General features: G+C 45.1%; 19 protein-coding genes and 1 pseudogene. 9 read left to right on the top strand and 11 right to left on the bottom strand.

Features of this window, described 5'->3' with window-relative positions:
- Window positions 1-80 precede the first annotated feature (80 nt).
- Window positions 81-1,889: an alpha-amylase family glycosyl hydrolase gene (locus tag G3R49_RS09905; protein ID WP_167869549.1), complete on the bottom strand. Its 1,809-nt coding sequence runs from the start codon at window positions 1,887-1,889 to the stop codon at window positions 81-83.
- Between the two features lie 29 nt (window positions 1,890-1,918).
- Window positions 1,919-2,887 carry an aldo/keto reductase family oxidoreductase gene (locus tag G3R49_RS09900; protein WP_167869548.1) on the bottom strand — a complete coding sequence of 323 codons (969 nt, stop codon included), beginning with the start codon at window positions 2,885-2,887 and terminating at the stop codon, window positions 1,919-1,921.
- 173 nt (window positions 2,888-3,060) lie between these two features.
- Between G3R49_RS09900 and G3R49_RS09895 the strand changes: the two genes are divergently transcribed.
- On the top strand, window positions 3,061-3,951 hold the full coding sequence (locus tag G3R49_RS09895) for a LysR family transcriptional regulator (RefSeq protein ID WP_167869547.1): 891 nt from the start codon (window positions 3,061-3,063) through the stop codon (window positions 3,949-3,951).
- Between the two features lie 167 nt (window positions 3,952-4,118).
- On the opposite strand, the gene G3R49_RS09890 is transcribed toward G3R49_RS09895, so the two are convergent.
- A complete protein-coding gene (locus G3R49_RS09890; protein WP_167869546.1) occupies window positions 4,119-6,242 on the bottom strand; it encodes an alkyl/aryl-sulfatase in 2,124 nt (707 codons plus the stop codon).
- A gap of 262 nt (window positions 6,243-6,504) precedes the next feature.
- On the opposite strand from G3R49_RS09890, the gene G3R49_RS09885 reads away from it, so the two are divergent.
- On the top strand, window positions 6,505-7,329 hold the full coding sequence (locus G3R49_RS09885) for a LysR family transcriptional regulator (RefSeq protein WP_167869545.1): 825 nt from the start codon (window positions 6,505-6,507) through the stop codon (window positions 7,327-7,329).
- A 108-nt stretch (window positions 7,330-7,437) separates the two neighbouring features.
- On the opposite strand, the gene G3R49_RS09880 is transcribed toward G3R49_RS09885, so the two are convergent.
- Window positions 7,438-8,109 carry an energy transducer TonB gene (locus tag G3R49_RS09880; RefSeq protein WP_167869544.1) on the bottom strand — a complete coding sequence of 224 codons (672 nt, stop codon included), beginning with the start codon at window positions 8,107-8,109 and terminating at the stop codon, window positions 7,438-7,440.
- Between the two features lie 391 nt (window positions 8,110-8,500).
- On the opposite strand from G3R49_RS09880, the gene G3R49_RS09875 reads away from it, so the two are divergent.
- The 3 genes and pseudogenes from G3R49_RS09875 (at window position 8,501) to G3R49_RS09865 (ending at window position 12,377) form a co-directional block, all read left to right on the top strand.
- A complete protein-coding gene (locus tag G3R49_RS09875) occupies window positions 8,501-8,674 on the top strand; it encodes a hypothetical protein (protein ID WP_165399028.1) in 174 nt (57 codons plus the stop codon).
- A 457-nt stretch (window positions 8,675-9,131) separates the two neighbouring features.
- Window positions 9,132-11,203: pseudogene (locus tag G3R49_RS09870) on the top strand (M13 family metallopeptidase).
- 277 nt (window positions 11,204-11,480) lie between these two features.
- Window positions 11,481-12,377: a hypothetical protein gene (locus G3R49_RS09865; protein WP_167869543.1), complete on the top strand. Its 897-nt coding sequence runs from the start codon at window positions 11,481-11,483 to the stop codon at window positions 12,375-12,377.
- Between the two features lie 109 nt (window positions 12,378-12,486).
- On the opposite strand, the gene G3R49_RS09860 is transcribed toward G3R49_RS09865, so the two are convergent.
- The 3 genes from G3R49_RS09860 to G3R49_RS09850 form a co-directional block, all read right to left on the bottom strand.
- Window positions 12,487-12,837: a hypothetical protein gene (locus G3R49_RS09860; protein ID WP_167869542.1), complete on the bottom strand. Its 351-nt coding sequence runs from the start codon at window positions 12,835-12,837 to the stop codon at window positions 12,487-12,489.
- 168 nt (window positions 12,838-13,005) lie between these two features.
- Window positions 13,006-13,986: an MDR family oxidoreductase gene (locus G3R49_RS09855; protein ID WP_167869541.1), complete on the bottom strand. Its 981-nt coding sequence runs from the start codon at window positions 13,984-13,986 to the stop codon at window positions 13,006-13,008.
- A gap of 89 nt (window positions 13,987-14,075) precedes the next feature.
- A complete protein-coding gene (locus G3R49_RS09850; RefSeq protein WP_245335326.1) occupies window positions 14,076-14,777 on the bottom strand; it encodes a TetR/AcrR family transcriptional regulator in 702 nt (233 codons plus the stop codon).
- Window positions 14,778-15,056: 279 nt separating this feature from the next.
- Here G3R49_RS09850 and G3R49_RS09845 point away from each other — a divergent pair, with 279 nt between their 5' ends.
- The 3 genes from G3R49_RS09845 (at window position 15,057) to G3R49_RS09835 (ending at window position 17,817) form a co-directional block, all read left to right on the top strand.
- The gene (locus G3R49_RS09845) at window positions 15,057-15,509 is read left to right on the top strand and encodes a hypothetical protein (protein ID WP_130601339.1); all 453 of its coding nucleotides are present in this window, start codon (window positions 15,057-15,059) and stop codon (window positions 15,507-15,509) included.
- A 29-nt stretch (window positions 15,510-15,538) separates the two neighbouring features.
- Entirely contained in the window at window positions 15,539-17,041 is a 1,503-nt protein-coding gene (locus G3R49_RS09840) for an ATP-binding protein (RefSeq protein WP_130601337.1), read from the top strand.
- An 86-nt stretch (window positions 17,042-17,127) separates the two neighbouring features.
- Entirely contained in the window at window positions 17,128-17,817 is a 690-nt protein-coding gene (locus G3R49_RS09835) for a response regulator (RefSeq protein ID WP_130601335.1), read from the top strand.
- Window positions 17,818-17,902: 85 nt separating this feature from the next.
- Here G3R49_RS09835 and G3R49_RS09830 read toward each other — a convergent pair whose 3' ends face one another.
- From G3R49_RS09830 to G3R49_RS09820, 3 genes are all read right to left on the bottom strand, one after another.
- Window positions 17,903-19,186, bottom strand: coding sequence for an OmpP1/FadL family transporter (locus G3R49_RS09830; RefSeq protein WP_167869540.1), 1,284 nt, complete (start codon window positions 19,184-19,186; stop codon window positions 17,903-17,905).
- A gap of 144 nt (window positions 19,187-19,330) precedes the next feature.
- Complete coding sequence (locus G3R49_RS09825; RefSeq protein ID WP_167869539.1) at window positions 19,331-20,320, bottom strand: efflux RND transporter periplasmic adaptor subunit; 990 nt, start codon at window positions 20,318-20,320, stop codon at window positions 19,331-19,333.
- Window positions 20,317-20,970: a magnesium transporter gene (locus G3R49_RS09820; RefSeq protein WP_245335325.1), complete on the bottom strand. Its 654-nt coding sequence runs from the start codon at window positions 20,968-20,970 to the stop codon at window positions 20,317-20,319. The genes G3R49_RS09825 and G3R49_RS09820 overlap by 4 nt, the downstream gene beginning before the upstream one ends.
- Before the next feature lie 247 nt (window positions 20,971-21,217).
- Between G3R49_RS09820 and G3R49_RS09815 the strand changes: the two genes are divergently transcribed.
- A complete protein-coding gene (locus G3R49_RS09815; RefSeq protein ID WP_167869735.1) occupies window positions 21,218-22,153 on the top strand; it encodes a LysR family transcriptional regulator in 936 nt (311 codons plus the stop codon).
- A 17-nt stretch (window positions 22,154-22,170) separates the two neighbouring features.
- On the opposite strand, the gene G3R49_RS09810 is transcribed toward G3R49_RS09815, so the two are convergent.
- Window positions 22,171-22,761 (bottom strand): hypothetical protein, encoded by a 591-nt coding sequence (locus tag G3R49_RS09810; protein ID WP_167869538.1) that lies wholly within the window; start codon window positions 22,759-22,761, stop codon window positions 22,171-22,173.
- Window positions 22,762-22,784: the final 23 nt, after the last annotated feature.

Here is a 22,784-nt window from a genome sequence, read left to right as displayed (position 1 = left end):
GCTTATAAACGAAAGGGGCTTAATCGCCCCTTTGTTATTTCTGCCTGCAGCTAATCTCTAGCTACAACCTCAACCTTATGTTATCGCTTCTCTAGAATGGCATAACTTAGTCTTGGGAGTTGTACACTAATGCTTTGCCCTTCAACATTCATATCCACTCCATCTGGCGCGCTAATTAACTGGTAATCTGCTTTATCTAGACTTATTTTCCCTGCTTGTCTACCTGAGTTAAACACCATTAACCACTCTGTATCACCATAAACTCTAGCAAACGCGAACACTGGGTTATCTTGCTGGTAAAATCTTGGCTGATACTCACCGCGGCGCATGACTGTATTACGCTTGCGCAACTCACTTAGCTGCGCAATTGCGTTAAATATAGGGTGCTCTGTATCAAAGTTATCATCAGCGGTCGACTTATCTGTGCCTAAAAGCGCATTGTCATTGTAGCTAGCCACCTGTGACGCAAACATATCTTCTCTGGCATAAATATCGTTACCGTCGCCAGTAAAACCCTGCTCATCGCCATAGTAAATTACCGGAATACCGCGGGATAAAAACATATAAGCATGAGATAAAATACTGCGTTTAAGCTTGTCAGCATCACTTTGCTGAGCGTCATGTTGATTAATGAAATAACCGCTACGGCCCATGTCATGGTTGCCTAGAAACGTCATCAATAAATCTGCGCCGCTGTCATGGTCTTGATACAAGTCATCTTGAGCAAACAGCGCCTTAGCATGCACAGGACTTTTACCACGATAGAAAATATCGGCGGCCACGCGCTGAAAACCAAAATCTAATACCGAGGGCAATTTACCTTGGGTGGTATAAAGGCTTAGCGCCTTAGGATCAGAGTCATAAACCTCGCCAAAAACATGGAACTGAGGAATACCGATTGATTTCGCATGGGCGACAATTGCCGGGCTAAAGCTTTGCCAAAACTCAAGGTCTACATGGCGCACGGTATCGATTCTAAAACCATCTGGTTTAAATTCTGTGATGAGATTTTTATAGATTTCAGTCATTCCCGCTAATACCTGTGGATGACTGGTATCAAGATCGTCAAGGCCATTAAAATCGCCATTTAACGAACTCTCACCACGAAAAGTGCTATCGCCTTGATTATGATAATACTGAGGGTCATTCAACCATTCTGGCACCTTTAATCCTTGTTCACGCTCAGGCACAAACGGCGTGTACTTATCACCTGCGGCAACTTGCTCAAGCGACTTGTATTCACAGTGGGTGTTGCCTGCCTTAAAGCTGCCATCAGCATTGTGGCACTCTGTAAACTTAATTACGTCCGCAGTATGATTGGTAATAATGTCGAAAAATACCTTAATTCCCTTGGTATGCGCGGCGGCAATCAGTTGTTTCAACTCATCATTGGTACCAAAGTGTGGGTCAATTTCGGTAAAGTCGACAATCCAGTAACCATGATGTGCTACACCGTCTTTCTGCACCGCTTTGTTGCGCAAAATCGGCGTCATCCAAATGGCGGTAACACCCAGCTGCTGCAAGTAATCTAGCTTTTGCTCAATGCCTTTAATATCGCCGCCATGAAAGCCGCGCTCAGTAGTCACATCTAAACCGCCGTAGGAAATACCCTTGGCATAACCCGGCGCCGCGCCATTGTCATTCGCCGGGTTTCCATTATTGAACCTGTCGGGCAATACAAAATAAAAAATGTCATCTCGTACATCACGGTTGAGATAGTCTTGATAGATAGCAGGCACAGTCGCTTGTTGCTTTTCGGTGGCATCCGGGCTTGATTGTTCACCTAACAGCTTGCCAAGTTCTGCATCCTGGCTCTGGCAGCCCAATAGGCCAATGCTTAATACAAGGCTAGCTCCTAACGCAGCTGCGGTTCGATTACATACGCTCATTGATTAAATCCTTTTTCCGGTGGGCAATATTAGGGTAACTCGACGCCTTTACCGCTAACATACAAGGCATACCAGTGTTCGCGGCTAAGCTGAAGCTTATTCACCTCAGTACACGCTTTAATTCGTGCTAGGTTCGTTGTACCAATAACGGGTTGAATATTGCTAGGGTGGCGCATTAACCAGGCGAGCAATATCGCCTCAGCACTTACGCCGTACTCGCTTGCCAATTTAGCTACAAGCTTGGATGTTTGGTGAATAGCTTGGCTCGCTTGCTCTGTGGCAGCGCCTGTATATTGCCCCTGACACAAGCTACCCCACGACTGAATTTGCACCTTTTCAGCCTGGCAATATTCAAGCATGCCTGGAGCAAAGTTAATGTCACTGCCCGCTTGATTACCGGCATAGACACCTTCATCAACAAAGCTGTGTTGTTGCAAACTCATCTCTATTTGATTAACCGCTAACGGTTCGCCTATCGCATTCACCAATGCCTGCATTTGATATTGCTGCATATTCGACACCCCAAGGTGTTTCACCTTACCCGCCTGCTTGAGCGATAAATAAGTTTGCGCAATTTCATTAACGTCCATTAAAGGATCTGGGCGATGCAGCAGTAAGATATCGAGGTAATCACAATTAAGCTGAGCCAGACTGTTGTCGACGCTGTGCTTAATCCATTTCGCTGATAGGTCATAACGTTTTGGGCCAAGGTTATCATCAAAACGGATGCCGCATTTGCTTTGAATAATCATCTGCTCGCGGTCATTTCGCTGCGCGAGTGCATGACCGAATACTTGCTCTGCTTTGCCAAAGGTATAAATATCAGCGTGGTCGAAAAAGTTGATGCCATTATCTAAGGCACAATCAATCACCTGCTGGGCTTGCTTTACATGAGTGCTTTGATAAGGCTCATCACTCCATGAGCCCCCAAGCCCCATGCAGCCGTATACCAGGCTTGATGCGTGAGGAAATAAAGTTTGAATTGGCAATGTCGACATAGTTTGCTCAGTTAATCTGCTTATTTATTTGTTATCAGTGTAATCAAGCTAGATTGTGATGAAAGAGCAAAAAGCAAAATCATTATTTGTTATAGCGAGCAATTATTGATTTAAGTTTGCTGCTGTGAGCTAATAGCAGCAAACAATAGACAGCCCTGAGCAAGAGAGCAGCTATGAGCCAATCCAGAGAACATAAGAAATTTGAGCGCTTATTTCTATTTAGCGAAGTCGCCAAGCAACTCAGTTTTACTGAGGCTGCAGCAAACTTAGGGATCTCTCGCGGTTACTTATCTGAGCAGATTAAGCAACTTGAGCAAGACTTTGGCAGACCATTACTTGTTCGCTCAACTCGCAGCGTCAAGCTTACCGAGCAAGGACAACAGGTGTTATCCAGCATGGGGCAGGTAAAATCTCAGCTGATAGACCTAGAAAGGCAGATCCGTCACGATCATCAAACCATAGCAGGTGACATTAGCATTACCGCACCAAGTCAGTTTACCGCCCGTTTTTTATTGCCGATTTGCCAGCAATTTCATCGCCAGTATTCGCTGGTTAATTTTAAAATTGATACCAGTTACACTCAGCACGACCTTAACCAATCCGACTTTGATATCGCCTTTCGCGCCACCACTACACCGCCGCAAAATATGGTAGCTAAAAAGCTGTTTGACTATCGTCACGTATGCTGCGCATCACCGGCCTATATTGCCAAGCACGGAGCCCCGCAATCAGTCGATGACTTAGTAAATCATCAGTGCCTAACCACTAGTGATCAAGCTAACTGGCAGCTTGATGAAGAAGCAATTAACGTTTCTGGCGCCATCGCGATTAACGATAATCATATGCTTAAATCATTGGCTCTGGATGCTCAAGGCATCATTCTGGTAGCAGAGTACCTTGTCGATAAAGAGCTAAATTCTGGGCAACTGCAAACAGTGCTAACGGGTTGTGACACCATGCAATCGAGTAGCTATTTACTGCATCCTCAGCTTATTCATCAATCAGCAAGATTAAAGCTGTTTATTGAGTTCGTACAGCAGCAAATTGGCCTTCATTCCAGCTAAAAACAGGAATTTGAAATCAGATATTCAGAGACAGGAAGTTAGGGCTCGCAAGATTTAAGCAAAACAACAGGAAATCAGCCCTGGCACGCTTCACTAATTATTAAACTAGCAAGGTGTACCAGAGCTGATTGGGGGATGAAAACTATTTCTGACTAAGCTGTTTCAGGCTATTTCAAGTAAAGCTCGGCATCGACTTCCTGGCCTTTCGCAGGTTGTGGCACAATCTCAAACTTGTCATCAAATTCGACTTGGGCTGCTTGCAGCTTAGCTAGCACACTCGCATCACCTACAATACTTGCTTTGCCCGCTTTTAGTAATTGCTCAAGCGTCACTTGTCCCATCAAGATTTTCGCCACATCACCATGCTCAATACGCAGCGTTGCATCAGCCTTTGGTTTAGGCGTATTAGCTAACTCGTCTGCATACTTGCTCCACTCAAAGTTGTTGAAGTTACCATTAGCCATTTCGGTGACGTAAAACGCCTTGGTGTCTGTTACCTCAATGTTCATAGTAAACGGCGTATGCTGGGCCACAGTTGAGTCGACTTTTACAGCAATATAATCCAGCAGATTGTCAATGCCCATATTGGCGAGTACATCAGCACTTGCGGCTTTAATCGAGCCAGGTTGAATACCCACGCGTGTTTCCTGCGCGCCAGTTAGGTATACGTTACGCCAGCCGGCACTTTCTGCTTGATAGCCAAGTTGCTCATAGGTGTCAGCCAGTAAACTGCGCGCCTGTTGATTATCAGGGCAAACGTTGACAACCTTATCCATCGCTGTTGCCACAAAGCGATACTCACCTTTAATAAAATCGGCTTTGGCTTTTTCAGTCACTGCTTCACAGCCACCCATGTACTCGACAAACTTTTGTGCTTCTGCGGCAACAGGTAGCGGGTTTAAGTTAGATGGATTCATATCAAAATAACCCAGATACATGTTGTATACCGCTCTGGCGTTATGGCTATAGCTACCGTGGTAACCATTGGTGTGCCAAGACTGCTGAATCGACTCTGGCATTACCGTATAAATCGCATCGCCAATGTCCTGCATTACCATGCCGTTATTGGCTAAGCGCAGAGTTTGATTATGGGTAAAGCCATAAGCATCACGCTGCATCTTTAAGTATTCTTGGATATTGTCATTTTCCCAAATCGGTGCTGAATGCGAGCCAAACAGGTACTCAGCCTCATGACCCCAAAGCATCAACATCTCATTGATTTTCTTTGACCACTTGAGTGAGTCGCGCACTTTTGCTCCGCGCAAAGTGTAAATATTGTGCATGCCTTGATAAGTCAGCTCACCTGTCCATAACGCCTTGTGTTTAGGAATATATGTCACCATTTCTGAGGCGGCTTCGGTACCTGATGCATCGACAAAGTGCATTTCAACACCATCAATGGTATGCACCTCATATTCGTTGTCCCAGTTCATTTCTTTGTGGGGCAACACGTACGATAACTCACCGTTGGCGACACCTTTTGCTAGCGCAGCATCAACAATGCCGTGGGCATGACGGCCGAGTGAGTTACCGTATTGGTAAGTCACGCGACGTGACATGGCGTTACCTGCAAGTACGTTCTCATCGACAATCTCTTTGGTGATGTTACGTGAACCATATACTTTCACGTCAGGATTGTGTTCATATACTGCGCGTGAACCACCGAAGTGATCACCATGTGAGTGCGAGTAAAGCATGGCAACCACTTTCAAATCGCCACCTTCAGGCACTTCAGACAAGAAAAAGTTTAACGCGGCAGCCATCGACTCTTTGGTCGTCAGCACGTCATACACGATCCAGCCGGTTTCACCACGAATAAAGGTGGCTGAGGCAAGATCGACACCGCGCACCTGGTAAACCTCTCCCGGAATGACTTCATAAAGGCCATTGGCTGCCTGATTAGCCACAGCCTGACGCCACAAAGATGGGTTGACACTGTCTGGATAATCAACTGCGGCCTCAGGGGTAACCTCAATAAAATCAGTAAACTTGTCGCGAATAATCTTACCGCTGGCACTATCAAGGACTGCAATCAGGCCACGATTAGTGTCTTCAAATGCTTGAGTGTCAGCATAGTTGAGGGTTTTCGCCACTTGCTTATTTGCCTCAATGGTTGGCAGCGTTGCAGGTTTACCGTCCATATTTCTAAGCTGATCTGGCGTGAAATGCTCAAGCTCACATAAGTGTTCATCTTCATGATGGGCATGGTGACCCGCGTGTTGGTGCTGGGCAGCGCTAACCATACCTGAAAAAGCAGTAAGTACTGTTAAAGCAATAATTGACTTGTTCATAAACACCTCATCAATGCGTTGAAAGTTTGGAAATTGGTAACTTTTAGTTGGTAACTAACAGTTGATGAGGTCATTTTATGGTCACCATGCAGGTAAAAACATAAGCTGGTAATTGTATGCGTTATAAGCTGAGCTTATACTTAAGGTACCTTTTCTGGCATTAACAGTGCTTAAGCCCTGGTTTAATGCCAGTAGGCAAAACACAAAAATTACTGAGTCACGCGACGACTAAAACGCTAATGTGCACGACAATGGGGAAGATATGGACTTAAACCTACTCAGCACCTTCATTCAGGTCTACAACTGCAAGTCTTATACAAAAGCATCAGTTGAGATAGGCATTAGCCAAGCGGCAGTATCGCAACGAATCAAGCAGCTTGAGCAGCAACTCGGGGCTGCGCTGTTTATTCGTAAAGGTCGCTCCATTGAGCCAACTTCTCAAGCCAACTATATGATGACTAAGCTGGCTCCAGCGGAAAACCTGGTACGCGAAGCACTCTATGAAGTAGGCTACAAGGTATATGTGCAAGAGCAGTTTGCTTACGATCTTGCTAACTCTGGGCTACACCTAGTTGATGCGCCCCATAGCCAAATGCAGATATTTGAAGACTTGCGCAATCGCAAAGTCGATTTGGCTATCGACTTCGTCACTGCAAATGACCCAAGTATAGTGAGTGAACCATTATGTAGCGACAAGATGATCATTGCCCTAGCTAATGATCACCCTCGTATTGGTGATGAGCTAACCGAGGAGCAATACTACAATGAGCAACATGTCACCATTAAAACCCGCCGTCAGGACATAGACACCTTTACTATTCTGGCAGAAAATCCAGCTCCACGAGATATTGTGTTTAATGCTGGCTCCATGAGTGCACAGCTTACCTATGTGGCAAACAGTGAAGCGCTAGGATTAACTACAGAGCGCATGAAAAAGTATGTCCAAGCGTTAGGCCTGCGTTTTGTTGAGCCGCCAATCAAACTAATAAACGTCGAGTTTCAACTGCTATTTCACCGAGCAAACCTTAACAACAAGGCTCACAAGGAGTTGCGGGCAAAAGTAAAACAGCTTATTCAAGCTGTATAGGGCAGAAAGTAAGAAGCCGCCCAAGTTAGCGACAGCTTCTGGCTGATGATAAAGTACTGATAAAAAAGTGTAAGCCGTACCTTATCAAGTAGTTCTATAATAAAGGCGCTATTTATCAAGCGCGAAATCTAACCTTACTTGTAGTCCAGTCTGCGCAACGGCTTTGCCGTCAATTAACTTCGGCTTGTACTTCCAGTTACTAATGGCTTGCAGTGCTGCGCGGTTAAAAGTGCGCTTGGGCTCAGCTTCAACTACCTTGGCATTTAATACACCGCCCGCAGCGCTGATATCAAACATCACCACTACATAGCCTTCTTTACCATCACGCGCGGCAATAACTGGATACTGCGGCTCTACCTGAACCACAGGTATCGCATCTGAATTAGCCTTTGTTTGACCAAAAACTTCAGGGTTATTTTCAATCACAGGAGCAGGCACGTTAGTAATTAAGGCATCAGCACCTGAGGTATCCACTGCTGGCGGCGCAATTCTATCTACCTTTACTGGCAGAGGTTGAGGCTCAATATATGACTTTTTTGTCACCTTTGGCTCAGGTTTAGCTACAAACCCAATGTCAAACTGCGGCGCATTCGATGGCGAGTCCACATAGATATGATCAGTTTTAATAAGCTGCGCCATAAACACAAACAATCCAAAGGTCACAAATGCGCCAATGGAGGAAATAACTGAGCGGCTAATAAGCCATTGTACAAATGGAGTTTGGCTAACTGATGTTGAGGTAACGCTTTGAGCGGCAAAACAGCTTGAGTGATTAGTCATATACAGTCCTTTTGTTTATGTTTATCGCTATTCAATGAGTAGCACCCTTGCTCAAAAAATGACAAATGTTTTGTTACATATACAAAAACAACCTTAAAACTTAACAAAATAACAACCAGCAGATCACATCAACAAAACACTTACAAGAAGTTCAGTTAACAAAATCACAGTTTCAAACTTAGTGCATCTATCTACCCCATGATGCACTCACAATTGTTAACTAGATCGCTTTTTTATTAAATTTACCCTGCTAAATTGCCAATTAAGCACTCACTAATATTTCGTATATTTTTCAGCCAACAGTGAGTGGACAGTGTTATTTTGACTTTATTATCAGATATGTAGCTGCACATGTATTGATAGCAGCTGACAAAAGTTTGAGGGTATTTATATGGCACAAGTAATTAACGTCATTCCAAACGATGCTGAAATTAACGCAATCGCCCAACCTAAAAATCAACAAGCAGCTGAAGAGCTTGCTAGACGCAAAAATGTTAAACGACGCCTTGATGATTATCTCGAGCGACAACAACTTAAACAGGCTACCGACGAATTCTGGGCCTAACGCTTTGCCAATTTAAAGCAACCAATAACCGACTCCCGTTTTGGTGTTCAATTACCGTTTCCTCACTCCATACGTGAACACCAAAACGCTCTCTTCTTTCTATCCATTGGCTTCTTACTCAGCGTTAAGCGTGCCTTATATTAAAAATACCTTGATAAACCTCAGTTAACGAAGCAGCGAACTGTACAATTTCGCAACAGACACTCCACCAACACCCCAACCCAAGTGTGTGAAAATTAAAAATAAAAATAGCGTTCTCAGCTAGCCGCAACTTGCGTTAACAATTTGTTCGTTGACATTTTTGCTCATATCCACAATATGTCAGAGTTTAATTGCATAAATGACATCTACCTCTCGCGCTCAAACGATACACCAACACCGTTGAAGCTAGGCAACACTTGGTAGATTCAGACAATAAAAACCTGACTCAAATGGAAGGGAAATCAAGGAAGCAACAATGAAAAAATCGTTAATTGCCATTGCTTTAGCTACTAGCTTTTTAAGCGCATGCGGTAGCTCAGATGTTAGCACTCAACCAGCCGCAGATACCACAACACAACAAGTAAAAGGTAAAGCCGAACTCGGTAGCTTTGGTGTGGATTTAAGCGCGCGCAACGAATCAGTCAAACCTGGTGATGACTTCTTTATGTATGCCAGTGGTACATGGTACGACAATTTCGAAATGCCAGCGGATAAGACTCGCTACGGTGCATTTAACGCCCTGGCTGAGCGCAGCGAAGAGCGTGTTAAAGAGATTATCAACGACATCACCAATCGCAAAGATTTAAACGCCGAAGAACAATTAATTGCTGACTTTTACCACGCTTACATGGACACAGACACCATCAATAAGCTAGGTATTACCCCAGTTAAGCCAATTCTAAGTGACATCAATAACATTAAGTCAATTGACGATCTAACCCGCATATTCGGTCAATCATGGTTAACCAATGCAGAATCACCTATCGGTGGTGCATGTGGTTCAACCGTTTAGACCCGAACAAATATGAATTGTCACTTGGCGCTGGCGGCCTTGGTATGCCAGACCGCTCGTACTATCTAGATGACAGTGAGCGCTTCGTTGACATCCGCAAAGCCTATGTCGACCACATTGCCGCTATGCTTGCTTTTGCAGGTATTAAAGATGGTAAAGAGCGCGCTCAAGCCATCCTTGATCTTGAAATCAAAATCGCTGAAGGCCACTGGCCACGTGAAAAACGCCGTAACCGCGACCTCACCTTGAATCAAATCAAGCGCGAGCAACTTAATACACAATACGCTGGCTTTAACTGGGATCTGTTCTTTGAGCAAACCGGGTATAAAGTACCGCAAGTCAATGTTGCTCAACCTGAACCGATTAAGGCGATGATCAGCTTAATCAATAACGAGCCGCTAAACGTTTGGCAGGATTACCTCACTTTCCATACCTTAAGCAACAACGCGGGCTTATTATCTGAAGATGTATATAACGAAAGCTTTGCCTTCTTTGGTAAAACTCTGAGTGGTCAAGAACAGCCTCGCCCACGTTGGAAGCGCGCCGTGACAGAAATGTCTGGTACTCAATCTCTTGGATTCGCCATTGGTAAAGTGTACGTTGCGCGTTACTTCCCTGAGTCGTCTAAACAGCAGATGGCAGAATTAGTTGAAAACCTACGTACTGCACTAGGTCAACGTATCGATGGCCTTGACTGGATGAGTGATGAAACTAAGGTAAACGCCCGCGCTAAACTGGCAGCGTTTACCCCAAAAATTGGCTACCCAGATGTATGGCAAGAGTTTGATGGCCTTGAGCTTTCAAATGATGATTTAGTAGGTAATATTCAAAACCTACGTAAATACTTCCACGACCAAAGTGTCGAGCGTGAATTGCAAAAGACTGACCGTAACCGTTGGGGCATGACGCCACAGCGCGTCAACGCTTACTACAATAGCTCATTTAACGAAATTGTGTTCCCAGCGGCGATTTTACAACCTCCGTTTTTCGACCCAAATGCTGACCCTGCTGTTAACTACGGCGGCATTGGTGCGGTAATTGGTCACGAAATGGGCCATGGTTTCGACGATCAAGGCTCTAAGTCTGATGCCAACGGTATTCAGCGCAACTGGTGGACAGACGCTGACCGGGCAGCATTTGAAGCTAAAGCTGATATGCTTGCTGCTCAGTACAGCCAATATGAGCCAATTCCAGATAACTTTGTAAATGGTCGCAACAGCTTAGGCGAAAACATCGGTGACGTTGGTGGTCTAGCAATGGCTTACCATGCATACAAGTTAAGCCTAAACGGTAAAGAAGCACCTATCATCGACGGGTTAACGGGCGACCAACGCTTCTTCCTGGCCTGGGCTCAGGTTTGGAAAGAAAAGCGCACCGAGCAAAGCATGCTAAGTCAGCTACGAGCTGGTACTCACGCACCTGGTCGTTACCGCGCACTCGCGCCACGTAACCACGATGCATGGTACAAGGCGTTTGACGTAAAACCAGGCGATAAGCTATATCTTCCTGAAGATCAGCGCGTACGCATCTGGTAGTTAGCCTTAATCGCTTAACTGACTAACCAGTAGGTTAATTGCAAGTAAAACAACAAAAAATCCACCTTGAACAAGGTGGATTTTTTTATTGGCTCCATCATGGTTTAATACCAATTGGTTTCACAGCCTTATATCTTAGTGATAACCCCGCGTAAACAAGCTAAACGCTCAAATTGACACTAGATTGCACAGCTGTATAATCAGCTTCTAATTTATTGCTTAGCTAACAAAGCGATCATGGAGTCGATCACCGCATAAATCATTTCATGAGGTCACCATGCTCACACGCGTAAATCTTGCCTTCGTCCTTGCTACAGCTTCGCTATGCCTGTACTCCCCAGGCTCATTCGCCACAACACCGGATAACTCGGCAGACAAAGTGCGCACTGGCTTTAGCGCCGCAAATGGCCGCACAGCAAAAGAGCAAGCATGGGACGAATACCTTGAATACAATCAGGAAGGTAACAGCTTTAGAAGCTATTTTGACGCTTTCAAAGCAATCTATACTCGCGGTGAGTTAAACCTTACTTTTGATTACAAAAACACCATTCAATGTAAAGCTGATGGCTACAAAGGCGCACGTAAAAACTGCTGGAAACTTGATGGCAAACTGTACTTCATTACTTCAGACAAGAACATTCGTGCCTACATGGAAAACCCAACTACAGAAGTCATTAACTATGACTCGCCAAATTCACGTCACGCAACCTTTGGCCAAGGGGTTAACAATGCCACAATTTATACTGACTATTTACTGGAATATGGCGAGCGTAGTGGCGTAAAAAGCGCTCGCATGTCGATGCTATTGTCAGAAGATGGTTATAGCGATCACACCTATGTCGACATCATAGGTCAATGCCAAAACTACCAAGCGCAGTTTAGTCTGGCGATGAAATCAGGAAGTGCTAATTGGCCTTACGATGGCTATCACAAGCACAAAGCCGTTGCGGGTAACTACAAATTATTCATTGGCGAGCAAGGCGTGAAAGTTAAAGCGAGCCCAAGGATCAAACTAACAGCTGAGCTCACAAAACAATTGATAGCAAACACTGGCGAACTGGCAATTGCTAAAAGCGATGGTGCAAAAATCCCATTAACCTTTAAGGCAAAGAGCTTTGAAGCGGCAGCAGAAAAGCTTGACGCGCTTTGTAAACAAGCTATTAGCAGTAAGTAGGCAATTAGCTGATAGCTAGCAAAACAAAAAATGCCAGCCAAGACGCCCCTGTAACAGGGTCAACCTCGACTGGCATTTTCAAATCAGTTCTAGCCAACAAGTTAGTACATTAGTATGCAATTGGTGGCTGCATAACTTGAGTAAAGCTCATACCCGCGCTGCCACCGCTAATATACGCTGAGTCAACCGCAGTTGTATTTGATTGCTCAGCAAGTGCGACATCTGCATTAAAATGCTCGCGACTGTCAAACTGCTGCATCGCATCCATCAATTGCGCTTGCGAAATTGTCACGCAAGAATCACCGTCAACGCTTGCGCCAATTGCAGCACTAGTCACCATCGAACTACCTATGCTCAAGGTATCAACTTGCACATCATCAGCGAATACTTCAAAAGCAAAAGTCCCCGCTAATAACGCCACAAGAGCCGCCACTTTAAAACGATTTCTTTGACTTAACATAGCACCCTCTCTTACCTGTTAATTCATTGGATTGATACTCATGGTAAGACTTAAAATCGAATTGATTTAATTAGGTTCTATATATAAAGCCAATAGGTTGGCGGGATTGAGAATAAAACGAGCAGAAAAAAGCGCCAGCTTGATACTGACGCTTTGCAAAAAAAGTGACTAATCTAGTTTAACCACCACTCGGCCTTGTACTGTCCCCGAGAGTAAAGCATCTGCAGTTTCAATCACCTTATCTAAGCTGATCTCAGTGGCGATTTTGCTGATTAGCTCTGCATCGATTAAGTCAGCAATACGATTCCAGGCAATTTCACGATCTGCAATTGGGCGCATCACACTGTCAACACCGGCAAGATTCACACCGCGCAAAATAAAAGGCATCACAGTCGCTGGTAAATCAAACCCCTGCGCCAAACCACAAGCAGCTACTGTTCCGCCGTATTGTGTCGACGCGCAGGCATTAGCAAGCGTATGGCTACCAACACTGTCGACTACGCCAGCCCAGCGCTCTTTAGCAAGCGGTCGACCTGGCTCTGACAATGTATTGCGGTCAATCACTTCGCTTGCACCTAGCTCACTTAGGTATGCAGCTTGGTCAACACGTCCGGTTGATGCCACTACGTCAAAACCGAGTTTTGCTAGCATTGCAATGGCAAAGCTGCCAACACCGCCATTCGCACCTGTGACCAGAATAGGCCCTTTTGCTGGGGTTACGCCGTTACTCTCTAACGCCATCACACATAACATAGCTGTGTAACCGGCAGTGCCCACTGCCATTGCACTGAAACCATCCATCGACTCAGGCAGTGCAATTAACCAATCACTTTTCACTTTGGCGTATTGTGCCAGCCCGCCCCAATGGGTTTCACCGACACCAAAGCCATTTAGCAATACCTTGTCACCAACCTGCCACTTGTCAGACTCGCTATGCTCAACAACACCAACAAAGTCGATACCAGGTACCATAGGAAACTGACGCACCACAGGGCTTTTGCCAGTAATCGCCAGGCCATCTTTATAGTTAATACTGCTGTATTGCACTTTAACCGTCACATCACCTTCAGGTAGCTGTGCCTTGTCTAGCTGCTGCAATGAAGCGCGATAGCCCTGATCATCTTTTTCAATTAGTAGCCCATTAAACATATCTTCTCCTCGGTGTTAAATAACCTGAGCCCTTATCCCGAGTTCAAGTCACACAATTTAGACTGAGCGTCTATAAAATAGTAAAAAATTTAGCGAGGTAACCCCGCTAAAAAACAATCCAGATAATGCCGCAGAGGTTGCGCACGTTGTACAAGTCTTGCGCGGCTTACTGCACCTTCCCAACCCACCCAAAAGTGTTCAGCGTAAAGCTTACAATTGGTTGCTGGCGCAATCTCACCTTGCTGCTTAGCCAGTTCAAGACAAGCTTGCAGGCGTTGCTGCCAACTCTCAAAAATCGCAATAAGTTTGGGGCGAAAACTCTCAGGCAATTGATCGACCTCTTGCCCTAGGTTGCCAACTAAACAACCTCGTTTAAAATCAAACCTTGCCATGCCGTCAATCGCACTGTGTACAAAAAGAGAAATTCTCATTAACGGCGGATTTGTATCATCAAGCAAGTGCTTATCTAGCTTGTAAGCGAAGTAACTGGCATAACTATCTAGCACAGCCTGACCAAACGCTTCTTTACTAGCAAAGTAGTAATAGAACGAGCCTTTTGGCACACCGACTTGCTTTAAAATCGGGTCAATCCCAGACTGTGCGAAGCCCTTTTCGGTAAGCTGAGCAAGGCCGCTGCGGATCAATTCAGCCTTGGTATCCTCAAGCTCACGGTTAACCTTTGGTGGTCTGCCCCTGCGTGGCTTAGGCTTGCTCTGAGTGTTATTGCTCAGATCGTTAACCAAACTAGATTGCCCTGCAGATTGTGCTTGTTCATCAACTTTCGCCATCATTAAACCTCAACATAACCTGCATTCCCCTTAACTCGAATGATTTTAGACTGTGCGTCTATAAAAATATAAAAATTTGATCAAAAATGCGATCAATCTCTGATTAGACCTTAGTCAAACATCAGTCAAACATTCATTGTCACGGCAATAATCTTTGCAGTTTCAACACACTCTCTGCACATTTACTCCACATTTGCCTGCTAATCTTGGTCTGCTTTCTCAAGCTTTGCCCTCAAGCTTATAACATAGCCCCACTGACACTACGCGAATAAGGAGCCTGCAATGAATGTCAACTTCCCCAGTAATAACTATGCAATGCCAACCATGCAAACGGCTAGCCTCAGCGAAGATCAAAAGTCTCTCATTGAGGCAACGCTAAGTGAGTACGATGCTGACAATCTAAGCCAAGATGATGCCCTCGCCATCACAGAGACCTTTAAAGAGGCAGGGATTAACCCATCAAAGGCATTGGCAACGACAATGGAAGAATATGGGTTTGATGCCAAAGCCATTGGCGATCTTGCTGGAGTAACACCACCTCCGCCGCCACCTAAAGATAGTGGCATGAGCGAAATGAATATCACAGATGAGATGTTAGAAAGTTTAAATAGTCTTATTAATGAGTATTATAGCGATAACCAGTCTGATGAAGACAAGGCCTCAACTTTGGCGAATATCAAGCAAATTCTTGCTGATGCCGCGCCAGAAAACGGCTTAATTGATACGCAAGCTTAGTCAAGCACTAAGCCCATGGAGCCAATGACGTGAATCTGTCTAAAAAACTCATTTTAGCCTTTTTAGGCTTAACGCTTGTTGTGCTCCTTGCAACCCTGTCATTGGCTCGCTGGAGTTTCGAGCGCGGCTTTTTAGAATATACCAACAATCTTGAGCGTCAGCGTCTAGAGCTGCTAGCAACTAACCTAAGTAAGCTATACGACGGTAACGATTGGAGCAGTATTGAGCGCGCCAAGCTGCACCATTTTTTGCAGTTACATCCCTATTCACTGCTAGGACAAGTCATTAACGATGATGGTGAAATCCAACTTAATAGACGCCCTGGCGCCAAAGGGAAACCGCCTCGTCCGCCACGCGCTGGTGCAAAACCCAAACCTAGACCTCCTCACAAACCTAAACCACCACTCGATGCTGAAAGCAATCGCCAAGGACAACCTCAGTTTATTGACGATCAACGCGTGCCGCCAACCGCACTGCTTAACCGTGAACAGAAGTTTGTCGCAGGCAAACTACCTAGAGTCGATAATGAACAGTGGGTTCGCATCAATATTCTGGTTGATGACCAAGTGGTAGGCACCCTGGTCACTGCTTCAAAAAGGCGTTTTGACTCACCAGAAGAAACCGCCTTTTCTAAGCAGCAATGGATAACCAGTGGCATTATTGCAGCCATCGCACTTTTGCTTGCCCTTGCCGTGTCGTTATTGCTAACGCGGATTTTCCTTGCGCCAATTAAGCGTATGTTGCAGCGCATTTCCACTATGTCTAATGGTGACTATCAAACTCAGCTCAATGAAAACAGACGCGATGAACTGGGCTTGTTAATGAACGACCTTGACCGTCTTGCCATGCAATTGCAGCAAAATCAGAGCGCCCGCCAGCGCTGGATTGCTGATATTTCCCACGAATTGAGAACGCCAATCACGGTACTTAGTGGTGAGATTAGCGCGATAAAAGATGGTGTGAGACCACTTGATATGCAGCAAGTTGACTCTCTAGGACAAGAAGTTGAACGGCTACAAAACCTGATTGAGGACTTATATCAACTGTCGCTTTCAGATGTTGGTGGACTGCGCTACAACTTCAACAATATCAACATTATTGATGACCTTGATTACTGCATCGAGAAGGTCAGCAACAAAGCGAAACAACATGGTTTGGTCATATCGGCTAATCTACCAGAAGTGGTGATGGTGTCAGGCGACAGCGCTAGATTGCAGCAGCTATTTGGCAACCTATTGAACAATGCACTGGCTTATACCGATGCACCCGGTGAAATCGCGATTTCTGTCAATGTCGACCATGAGCTGACCATTTTTATCGAAGATAGCTCGCCTGGCGTCGATGTTAAAGAGTGCAACAAGCTACTTGAGCCATTATATCGCAATGAGATGTCTCGTAATCGCCGCCAAGGCGGCGCAGGACTTGGTTTAGCCATTTGCCGCAATATTGTGTTGGCGCATCAAGGTAGCATTAGCATTAATCCATCAGAGCTAGGCGGGATCTGCGTGATGATAAAACTACCGCTACTTTAATCAAGGCACATTTATAGGTTTAGACACTCACAGATTTAGCAGTTTAATCAGCATCAACGCTTAACCAAACAAGGATTGATTTGTACATGCAAGATAGCAAAGTTTTGGTAATTGAAGATGAGCAAAAAATCGCCCAGCTTTTAGTTGACTACCTTACTCTTGATGGCTTTGATGCCGAGGCGATTCATGAGGGAACTCACGCGGTTGAAACAATCAAGCAAATGGAACCAGACATGGTGATTTTAGACCTGATGTTGCCGGGAAAAGATGGCATTAGTATCTGCAAGCAAGTACGGGCATTCTCTGATGTACCCATCTTGATGCTGACAGCAAGAGTCGATGAAATTGACCGCCTGATCGGTTTAGACTCCGGCGCCGATGACTATGTGTGCAAGCCATTTCTGCCTAAAGAAGTCGTCGCCCGAGTTAAAGCCATCTTACGCCGTACCAAAGGCCGTGAGCAGCTAACACAGTCTGACAAGAGTATTGAGTACCGAGGTATCGAGTTGACCCAGGAAAGCTTTAAGTGTGTGGTCAATGCCAATGAAGTGGAGCTGACACCGGTGGAATTTAGGATGCTGCATACTTTGGTTGCAAAACCAGGACGCGTATATTCGCGAGAACAACTCATGCAAGCTAGCTATAAAGACGAACGTATAGTGAGTGACCGAACCATCGACAGCCATATTAAAAATATACGTAAAAAGCTTGCGCCATATATCGCCAGTGATGAACTGATCCATTCAATCTACGGCGTTGGCTATAAGATTGACTAGCACTAGACGCAGAAAGAAAAGAGCCGCTGCAGCGCACTCATTACTGCAGCGGCTGTGTTTGCTAAAGAAATAAGCTCACAGCAAACTAAAACTGATAATTAAACAGCACGCCAAAAAAGTGTAAATCTGCATCATAGTCACCTTTCAAGGTGCTTTCTAAAGCTGTATCTTGCGCTAACGTGTAGTCAATACTCGGGGTACCAGCATTAAAGTACTCGTAGTACATCTGCATGCGCCATTGCTCACTTATGTCGTAAGTAGCCCCTAGCCCTAGCTTCCAAATTTCCCCGGTTGGTACATCAGGGAACTGCAGCTGTGGGTCATCTTGTGGTGAGGTTTCATAATAAACACCAGACTCTAAACGCCAATCATCAGTTAACTGATAATGCACGCCAATACTTGCAGAGTAGGTATCTTGCCACTGACGGTCTATCCCTAGGCTGATGTTATTAAGCACAATAGGCGTTGCTTCGATTTGACTAAACTCAGTCCAACCAGCGCTCCACATTAAACTCGTTTTCGACGACACTTTGTGAACGCCGCTCACAAGTAAACTCGCTGGCATCACGATATCAATGCGTGAGTTTGTGGCTAATTCAGTGGCAGATAAGTCCCCTTCCATTTGATGATCTATTTGCGAGCGATAGATAAATCCATACTGGTGTTTGTCGTTGTACTTATAGAAGCCACTAATGTTATAGCCAAAGCCCAAACTATCGCCCGTTGCTTTAACTGCTGGCAACAAAGCCTCATCATTGCCGGCAAAGTTTTGCTCCAATAAACCAAATTCGGTCACTAAACCCACACCGAATGACAGTTGCTCATTGACCGAATAGGCAAGGCTTGGGGTTAACTGCACTGTGGTTAACTGCGCATCTTGCAATAACACAGCGCCTGAAAAGTCATTGCCGTAATCAATCACAGAGCCACCCGCTGACGCCAAAGCTAAACCAAAATGCCAGTTGCCTGATAATGGTTGCACATAATAGCCAGATGCCACCGGCATGGCGGTACCAGCTTGGGTTTGCTGCTCACCATTGGCAAAAATGCCCGTTGAGCCAGTATCGGTATATTCAATACTCGAAACCATGCCTTGCAAGTTAAAAGCGATGGCTGCGCTATCAAACTCAGCCATTGCCGCCGGGTTAGCAAAGGCGGTTTCTGCGCCTTCAGCTATCGCCTGGGCACCAGCACCAGCCGTGCTGATATTCATCATCCCCAGCTCATTGAACATATATGCGCCACTATGGGCATAAGGCGCTGTCACAGAAGTAACAGCTAACGCCAGTAAACCTACTTTCAGGTGAGAACTGCGATAGCGATTATGAATATTCAGCCATGAGGCTGGCTTTCGTTTTTCATTGAACATTGAATTACCCTGCTTTATTTGCGACCTGCCATTGCACAATAAAATCCCCCTCAGTCCGTTAACACCGGACCGAATAAGTGCATAAGCAAGTCAAAGATTCGGTTGATTTTGCCGGGCTAACCCACCAGCCCGGCGAATGACAAGTTACATAGCGTTAAAGTAAGACTTGTAAGAGTGTAGCCTTACTGTTGCACCACCAATCACGTCGATAAACCCAAAGAAAGGGTGCGGTTTTTTCGCAGCAATCCAGGCTGAACCCGTCGCACCAATCGGGATGCTTTTACCCTCTGGCTCAAAGATTTCCAAAATCACTGTGCGTCCGTGAGCACTGGTGTTGGCACCAACGTGTTGACGTACGCTTTGCGGCCCTTGGAACGGTGATACTGACGCCTCACCTGTACCTGAGGTAAAGCTATGCACACGTGCGCGGAACACTTCACCTGGGTAAGCATCGACATAAAACTCAGCAAATTGCCCTGGCTCAACATAGCGATAGGTTTGGTCCGGAATACGCATCTCTACAAACTTACGCCCAGTGTCAAAGATGTGCATGTTACCCATGCGGCTACCACTCGCCACGTTAACCACGGCAATTTGACCATCAAATGGCGCTCGTACGGTTTTACGCTCTTGTTCAAACTCGACTCTGTCATAATCCGCTTCTAACGACTCAAGGGTTGATTTCGCAATCTTGAGTTGCGAGCGATAATTCTCAACATCACGCTCGTTAAAAATCTCAGGAGATACTTCAGCACGCTCGATGTCGCGCTTCATCTGCGCAATCGATTCTTGCTGCTGCACTATCGCAGCGTTGATTTTCTCGAGCTCGGCTTTAGAGCTGGTATCAACCAAGGTGTATATAACCTCACCCTCTTTAACATGCTGGTTATGGGTCACATGAACCTTATCAATCTGCTCGCCAATTAATGGCGATAACACGGCATGAGGCGCTTTAACTGTTGATGAATACGTAAGATCAACCGGTGCCCATAAGCGCGACATAATCGCTAATACAGCCAGAATAAATGCGCCACCAGAGACAATCCAAAAGGCGTTTTTTAGTGTCCATTTAATTGCACCTGTCGACACTAAAATCCACATGATTAAGATATAAGGGATCATTACTTCTTTCATGACGTCACCTCCTTACGGCCTTGCACCTGGGCAGTGCCAGACACCTTAAAACTTACTTGTTGCTGAGCTCTAAAAGCTGAATGCTCGCTTACCGAATTAGCTGCACTGACGACCTGATCACTTGCCTGAGCTTGAGTATACTCAGCGGACTTGTTTGATTCACTTTTATCGCCACTTTTACTATCTTCTTCCTCAGTGCGTAAACCATTGCGAATAATACGGCTAATTGATTGACCAATTTGCTGCCAGTTAGCAAATGCGATGATGATAGCCATCACCCACCAGGCTTTATGTAAGAACAAACCACATAGTGACAATGCAAACACCAACTGCACATGCATGCTGTTTTTCTTCTCGGCCTTATGCACCGCAACCTCATGTAATTGCCATAGCAAATACAAGGCAAATATCACTAAAGCGATGGTGACCGCGAATAAATAGCCACTGAAGTATTCACTGTTGAAAAACATCATCATGGCGTTATTGGGGACATTGGTGAACTGAGTTAAATCAATGTCTTTCGAGTTAATTGTGCCCAAAGGCGCCAGCAAGTATGCACCAAGCAGCATTACAGCCATGAATGCAGAAAACTTAGCTAGCACCACAATGATGGTGACAATAACTCGAAAGAACTGGCGGATCATGCCCATAGTCATTCCTTAAAGTTAATCATTAGTTGCAGCTATCGCTGCAAAGCAATGAGAGATGAATTAACGACATCCCTGCGGCTAATTGCCTAAAGGATGTTAGAAAACTTACTAACGTGACATTTCTTGGTGAATGCTTGCAGAAAGGTATCTTAACTGATGCTTATATTAGCTATTTCGCACAGTATTTAGCTGATATGTGATATAACTATACTTATATCAGTAGGGATTTATTGCAGGTGTATAAGTGATGAAGCATTCAGACTATAGTCTCATTCCCACTTTTGTGGCAATCATGCAGACCAAAAATTACTCTAAAGCGGCCAAGCAACTTGGCATTAGCCAGTCGGCAGTGAGCCAAGGTGTGACTCGTCTAAGGGACGTGTTTAAAGACACTTTATTTATTCGTGCAAGCCATGGTGTCGAGCCAACTCAGTTTGCCCACGACATTTACCCTGCTTTAGCAAACGCAGTAGAGAACATCATCTATACCCTACCTGAATATCAAAAGTTTGATCCTGCTGAATGTGATAAAGAGTTTGTGGTGTCATCGCTTAGTGTGTTTGGGTTTAACATTCTACCTGAGCTGGCAATGCTGATGTCGCAGCAAGCGCCTCAGGCAAGCGTGCGTATCGAGCCGCTTAAGCACATTGACCAAACTGACATGTTACGCTCACAGCAATATGACTTACTTATTAGCGCAGGCTCTGATTATCGCGGGCCTTTACGCAGCCAGGTCATCATGTGTGACCAACTCAATATTATTTGCCGAACCGACCACCCTAGGCTTGAGTCAACCATTAACGAGCAGCAGTTTTTAACGGAAAAGCACGTCACTCTAGGAATACTTGGACAAGATAGTGACCGTCATGCCAATTACTTGATTGGTCAGGGTTTTACTAACGAAGCGCTGTTTAAACAACGAAAAACCGCCTGGCAGGCAAGCAGTATTATGGAAATTTTGCCCATTGTTGAGCGCAGCGACTATCTGTCCTTATTGCCACAAAAGCTCGTCAACAAGTATATGGATATATACAACTTAAAAACCCTAAAAGCCCCCTTTATGGAGGATTTAATTGACGTGTGTACATATTGGCACTCGTCACGAACCAATGACCCAAGCCATAAGTGGTTTAGAGGATTAGTGGCACAAGCAGCTAAGAATGTGTCCAAGCAATTGGATTAAAACCAGCTGACTTACCGCTATGGCCCAATAAAAGGAATATGCCATTGCGACTGACCGACGAAACGGTAATGCATGGTTTTGCGCGCGGTTACTGGCGCATCGATGCTCATTGTCAGCTCAACGGTAAATTCAGGATCTTGCTCGACACTAATGGCAAGTCTTGGGGTAAAGGCTATGTATTTACAATCTTGGTTATAACTAATAAAACCCCAATTTAAACTAGAAAATTGTTTACCTGAATTAGTGGTTACTTTAATGCTTTCAACTTTAAAGTGCTTTTTGAAGTCATAGTGTTGCCCGCGCTCGATGGTACATACCAGAGCTGGAATTTTGTAAGGCGGCAGCTCAGGGTCACTATGATACTTTTTACTGCCTCTTGGCATCATTTCAACTACTAACGGCCCAAGTTGATACTCATCGCAGCGGCTCGCATCAGCAATACCTTGATACTCATTCATGCAGCCGCTCGCATAAGCCCCCTGCACCTGAGTATATACAAATGATTTGGTTGGCGGGCCGCTGCAGGCTGTTACTAGAAGACATGCTGTCAGTAACAGGCAAGTGATTAATAACGAGCCGTTAGTCTTAAGTGATTCTAATCTAGGCAAATACTTTAATTCCTTTTATGCAC

This window comes from Shewanella sp. WXL01, assembly GCF_012263345.1.
In the GTDB taxonomy this organism is placed as follows: domain Bacteria; phylum Pseudomonadota; class Gammaproteobacteria; order Enterobacterales; family Shewanellaceae; genus Shewanella; species Shewanella maritima.
This window is presented reverse-complemented; position numbering and strand designations above follow the sequence as displayed.

Coding starts and splice junctions, on each gene's coding strand:
- G3R49_RS09905 (WP_167869549.1), bottom strand. CDS start 1,889: ATGAGCGTATGTAATCGAACCGCAGCTGCGTTAGGAGCTAGCCTTGTA.
- G3R49_RS09880 (WP_167869544.1), bottom strand. CDS start 8,109: ATGACTAATCACTCAAGCTGTTTTGCCGCTCAAAGCGTTACCTCAACA.
- G3R49_RS09885 (WP_167869545.1), top strand. CDS start 6,505: ATGGACTTAAACCTACTCAGCACCTTCATTCAGGTCTACAACTGCAAG.
- G3R49_RS09900 (WP_167869548.1), bottom strand. CDS start 2,887: ATGTCGACATTGCCAATTCAAACTTTATTTCCTCACGCATCAAGCCTG.
- G3R49_RS09825 (WP_167869539.1), bottom strand. CDS start 20,320: ATGAAAGAAGTAATGATCCCTTATATCTTAATCATGTGGATTTTAGTG.
- G3R49_RS09830 (WP_167869540.1), bottom strand. CDS start 19,186: ATGTTCAATGAAAAACGAAAGCCAGCCTCATGGCTGAATATTCATAAT.
- G3R49_RS09865 (WP_167869543.1), top strand. CDS start 11,481: ATGCTCACACGCGTAAATCTTGCCTTCGTCCTTGCTACAGCTTCGCTA.
- G3R49_RS09835 (WP_130601335.1), top strand. CDS start 17,128: ATGCAAGATAGCAAAGTTTTGGTAATTGAAGATGAGCAAAAAATCGCC.
- G3R49_RS09820 (WP_245335325.1), bottom strand. CDS start 20,970: ATGGGCATGATCCGCCAGTTCTTTCGAGTTATTGTCACCATCATTGTG.
- G3R49_RS09850 (WP_245335326.1), bottom strand. CDS start 14,777: ATGATGGCGAAAGTTGATGAACAAGCACAATCTGCAGGGCAATCTAGT.
- G3R49_RS09890 (WP_167869546.1), bottom strand. CDS start 6,242: ATGAACAAGTCAATTATTGCTTTAACAGTACTTACTGCTTTTTCAGGT.
- G3R49_RS09860 (WP_167869542.1), bottom strand. CDS start 12,837: ATGTTAAGTCAAAGAAATCGTTTTAAAGTGGCGGCTCTTGTGGCGTTA.
- G3R49_RS09895 (WP_167869547.1), top strand. CDS start 3,061: ATGAGCCAATCCAGAGAACATAAGAAATTTGAGCGCTTATTTCTATTT.
- G3R49_RS09875 (WP_165399028.1), top strand. CDS start 8,501: ATGGCACAAGTAATTAACGTCATTCCAAACGATGCTGAAATTAACGCA.
- G3R49_RS09845 (WP_130601339.1), top strand. CDS start 15,057: ATGAATGTCAACTTCCCCAGTAATAACTATGCAATGCCAACCATGCAA.
- G3R49_RS09855 (WP_167869541.1), bottom strand. CDS start 13,986: ATGTTTAATGGGCTACTAATTGAAAAAGATGATCAGGGCTATCGCGCT.
- G3R49_RS09815 (WP_167869735.1), top strand. CDS start 21,218: ATGAAGCATTCAGACTATAGTCTCATTCCCACTTTTGTGGCAATCATG.